This is a genomic window from Thalassotalea sp. G20_0 (assembly GCF_017744175.1).
In the GTDB taxonomy this organism is placed as follows: Bacteria; Pseudomonadota; Gammaproteobacteria; order Pseudomonadales; family Endozoicomonadaceae; genus Endozoicomonas.
This window is the reverse complement of sequence record NZ_JAGHQV010000103.1, coordinates 1-4,932: the sequence shown is the minus strand read 5'-3', so window position 1 is coordinate 4,932 and position 4,932 is coordinate 1. Positions and strand designations below refer to the sequence as shown.

2 protein-coding genes are annotated in these 4,932 nt (G+C 49.8%); both read left to right on the top strand.

Translation table 11 applies throughout. The features are described 5' to 3' along the window. A partial coding sequence (locus J7438_RS24475; RefSeq protein ID WP_209278668.1) for an RAP domain-containing protein occupies positions 1-2,905 on the top strand: 2,905 nt, incomplete at its 5' end. Positions 2,906-2,958: 53 nt separating this feature from the next. After that, on the top strand, positions 2,959-4,932 hold a 1,974-nt coding region (locus J7438_RS24470), incomplete at its 3' end, for a DUF1601 domain-containing protein (RefSeq protein ID WP_209278667.1).

Here is a 4,932-nt window from a genome sequence, read left to right as displayed (position 1 = left end):
ATCTGCTCGTTATGGTGATCACTATGATGGTAAAACACACAGTCAATTTGCCTGTTCAATCAAACAATACACATCAAGGGAAAAACGACCATTAAATCATAGTGAACAACGCCAACTGATACCATTGTTGCACGATTTTAAAGTGACACCCGGGTGGACCTGGCGAAGCCTGACAACAACGCTTCATTCATTTACTTCAGCGGATGTTTTGATCCCTCATAAATACATGAATAAGGGGAATAGAGAAACTCAAGCCGCTTTACTGTCAAATTTACTTGATGCAGTAATACTTAAGTGCAACCAAAAAAATGAAGCCAGGGATATTGATGTACAAGGTATCAGCAACCTGCTGTGGGCCTTGGCAAAACTGGTGGGCAATGGGCTGGAGCTTGAGAAAACACCGAAGCTGAAAGAGGCCGTGGTCGCGCTGTTGCCCTGGGTGAAAACCAAAGCTGAATCAAAAGAAGAGAAAGACCACTTCAAGCCACAGGAAGTCGCGAACCTGCTGTGGGCTGTGGTGAAATTGGTGGACAACGGGCTGGCTCTGGGGAAGACAGCGCAGCTGAAAGAGGCCGTAGCCGCGCTGTTGCCCCAGGTAAAAACCAAAGCCGAATCAAAAGCAGAGAAAGACCACTTTAATGCCCAGCATATCGCCAACCTGCTGTGGGCCGTGGCGAAACTGGTGGACAATGGGCTGGAGCTGGAAAAAACGCCGAAGCTGAAAGAGGCCGTGGTCGCGCTGTTGCCCCATGTGAAAACCAAAGCCGAATCAAAAGAGGAGAAAGACCGCTTCAACACCCAGGCTACAACGAACCTGCTGTGGGCCCTGGCGAAACTTGTGGATAACGGGTTGGAGCTGAAGAAGACAGCGCAACTCAAAGAGGCTCTGGCCGCGCTGTTGTCCCGTGTGCAAAACAAGGCTGAATCAAAAGAAGATAAAGGCCTCTTTATTCCTCAGCATATCGTCAACCTGCTGTGGGCCGTGGCGAAACTGGTGGATCACGGGCTGGAGCTGGAGAAGACAGTGCAGCTCAAAGAGGCCGTGACCTCGCTGTTGCCTTATGTGAAAACCAAGGCCGAATCAAAAGAAGAGAAAGACGACTTCAAGCCACAGGGAATCGCCAACCTGCTGTGGGCGGTAGCGAAACTGGTGGACAATGGGCTGGAGTTGGAGAAGACACCGAAGCTGAAAGAGGCCGTCGCCGCGCTGTTGCCCCAGGTGAAAACCAAAGCCGAATCAAAAGAAGAGAAAGGCCGCTTGAATGCTCAAGCTACCGCCAACCTGCTGTGGGCCGTGGCGAAACTGGTGGATAACGGGCTGGAGCTGGAGAAGACACCGAAACTCAAAGAGACTGTGACCACCCTGCTGCCTCATGTGACAACCAAAGCCGAATCAAAAGAAGAGAAAGACCACTTTATTCCCCAGCATATCGCCAACCTTCTGTGGGCTGTGGCGAAACTGGTGGACAACGGGCTGGAGCTGGAGAAGACACCGAAACTCAAAGAGACTGTGACCACCCTGCTGCCTCATGTGAAGAGCAAAGCCGAATCAAAAGAACAGAAAGACCACTTCAAATCACAGGGAGTCGCCAACCTGCTGTGGGCGCTGGCGAAACTGGTGGACAACGGGCTGGGGCTGGAGAACACACCGAAGCTCAATAAGGTCGTGGCCGCACTGTTGCCCTGGGTGAAAACCAAAGCCGAATCAAAAGAAGAGAAAGACCACTTCAACCCGCAGGAAGTCGCTAACCTGCTGTGGGCCGTGGCGAAACTTGTGGATAACGGGTTGGAGCTGAAGAAGACAATGCAGCTCAAAGGAGCCGTGGTCGCGCTGTTGCCCTGTGTGCAAAACAAAGTCGAATCAAAAGAAGAGAAAGACCACTTCAAGCCACAGGAAGTCTGCAACCTGTTGTGGGCTGTGGCGAAACTGCTGGACAACGGGCTCGAGCTGGAGAAGACAGCAAAGCTCAAAGAGGCCCTGGCCGCGCTGTTGTACCATGTGAAAACCAAAGCCGAATCAAAAGAAGAGAGAAGTCACTTCATTACTAAAGGTACTATCCATCTGCTGTGGGCCCTGGCGAAACTGGGTGAGGCCATTGAGCCGAACCTGATTAAATCTACGTTCGATTTTCTTGTTGGCAGAATCAGTAAAAACCCTCAACTCTCTCAGCTAGATATATCGCTGTCTCTCTGGGGAGTCATGGTATTCTGTGCCAGAGTTTATCTGGACTCTGGTAGCAATAAAAAAAATCCGCTTGAAAAGCACATAGGTGAACTATTTTCTCGCCTGGGAAATACATCCTTAGGCAATATCGAGGATCAATCGATTATTGCCATGGCCGCAAGCTGGCTTGGCAGGGCGTGTCCAGTGGTCCCCCATTACCAGATAGTCATTTCAGAATTACAATCCACTTTCCGCGATCAACTCCAATCAAGCCTGCCGTCTTTGACGATAAAAGAAGAAAAGAGTCTCAACTCATTACCTCCGGTTGACCTGCTACTGCCAGATTACAACATGGTTATCGACATTCAGGGACCTTCTCATTACGTCAGTGGTGATTTCAAAACCAGGAATGGCTCAACGTTGCTGAAAATCGCCCTGCTGCAGAAATTAGGATTTGAAGTTATTGAAATCCCGGTGAACAAGCTTGATAACCAGAATTCAATGAAAACGGTTATTGAGCAAATAAAGGCAAAGTTAGCTGTCCCGCCAGAGGCCCATGGCTCTGTGTCAATTAACAGCGGCGAGTGGGCGGCAGATGAGGCATATTTTACTGCCGATGATGGAGGGCAATGTTCAGATGACTGTTATTTTACCGCCGAAGAATATTTAGAAGAGCAAATAAAAAAGCCCAAAAAAAGAAAAAGGAAGAGAAAAAGGCCAGTAAAAACTGCTGCCTGCTGATGCCGTAGAATAGTCTATTTTTTATATTTTACATGAATTAATGAAATATAATTATGGACAGAGGCGGTGCTGGTATAAGTTGGAAATACACAACTTCAGGTAATGATTACAAACAACCAGACGTTCAGGCCAGTGCTTCAGGTAGTAGGCAATACAGGCATGGCACAGTCAGAAAGGTGAATGTGCCATCGTCCTATATCCAGAAGCGTAATCAATGTCATCCTGCTTCTGACGCCTGCTCTGCTAACCATCCCCGGGGACATTCCATAAAACCTGTTCATGGTTTTAATGCTCTCATCACACAAGAAAAAATGGATTGGCTGGTGAGGCTATCTGCTCGTCACGGTGATTACTATGATGGAAAAAAACACAGTCAATTTGCCACTTCAATTAAACAATACACATCCGCTTTGAAACGACCTTTAAATCATAGTGAACAACGCCAATTGATACCATTGTTGCACGATTTTAAAACGACACCCGGGTGGGCTTGGCGAGGTCTGACGACAACGCTTCATTCATTGACGTCAGCGGGTGTTTTTACCCCTCATCAATACCTGGAGGAAGGGGTTAAGGAAACTCAAGCATCTTTACTGTCAACTTTACTAGATACAGTAATACGTAAGTGCAACCAAAAAAACGCAGCCAGTGATATTGATGCACAAGGTATCAGCAACCTGCTGTGGGCCCTGGCGAAACTGGTGGACAACGGGCTGGAGCTTGCGAAGACAGCGAAGCTCAAAGAAGCCGTGGTGGCGATGTTGCCACATTTGAAAACCAAAGCCGAATCAAAAGAAGAGAAAGACCACTTCAAGCCACAGGAAGTCACGAACCTGCTGTGGGCTGTGGCGAAATTGGTGGACAACGGGCTGGCGCTGGAGAAGACAGCGCAGCTGAAAGAGGCCGTGGCCGCACTGTTGCCCCAGGTAAAAAACAAAGCCGGATCAAAAGAAGAGAAAGACCACGTCAAGCCACAGGAAGTCGCGAACCTGCTGTGGGCTGTGGCGAAATTGGTGGACAACGGGCTGGCGCTGGAGAAGACAGCGCAGCTGAAAGAGGCCGTGGTCGCGCTGTTGCCCCAGGTAAAAACCAAAGCCGAATCAAAAGCAGAGAAAGACTATTTTAATGCCCAGCATATCGCCAACCTGCTGTGGGCTGTGGCGAAATTGGTGGACAACGGGCTGGAGTTGGAGAAGACACCGAAGCTCAAAGAGGCCTTGGCTGCGCTGCTATCCCAAGTGAAAACCAAAGCCGAAGCAAAAGAAGAGAAAGACCACTTCAAGGCACAGGAAGTCGCTAATCTATATTGGGCCGTGGCGAAACTGGTGGACAATGGGCTGGAGCTGGAAAAAACGCCGAAGCTGAAAGAGGCCGTGGTTGCGCTGTTGCCCCGGGTGAAAACCAAAGCCGAAGCAAAAGAAGAGAAAGACCACTTCAACACCCAGGCTATAACGAACCTGCTGTGGGCCCTGGCGAAACTTTTGGATAACGGGTTGGAGCTGAAGAAGACAGCGCAGCTCAAAGAGGCTCTGGCCGCGCTGTTGTCCCGTGTGAAAAACAAGGCTGAATCAAAAGAAGATAAAGGCCTCTTTATTCCTCAGCATATCGTCAACCTGCTGTGGGCCGTGGCGAAACTGGCGGATCATGGGCTGGAGCTGGAGAAGACAGTGCAGCTCAAAGAGGCCGTGACCTCGCTGTTGCCTCATGTGAAAACCAAGGCCGAATCAAAAGAAGAGAAAGACGACTTCAAGCCACAGGGAATCACCAACCTGCTGTGGGCGGTAGCGAAACTGGTGGACAACGGGCTGGAGTTGGAGAAGACACCGAAGCTGAAAGAGGCCGTGGCCGCGCTGTTGCCCCATGTGAAAACCAAAGCGGAATCAAAAGAAGAGAAAGGCCGCTTGAACGCTCAAGCTACCGCCAACCTGCTGTGGGCCGTGGCGAAACTGGTGGATAACGGGTTGGAGCTGGAGAAGACACCGAAACTCAAAGAGACTGTCACCACCCTGCTGCCTCATGTGACAACC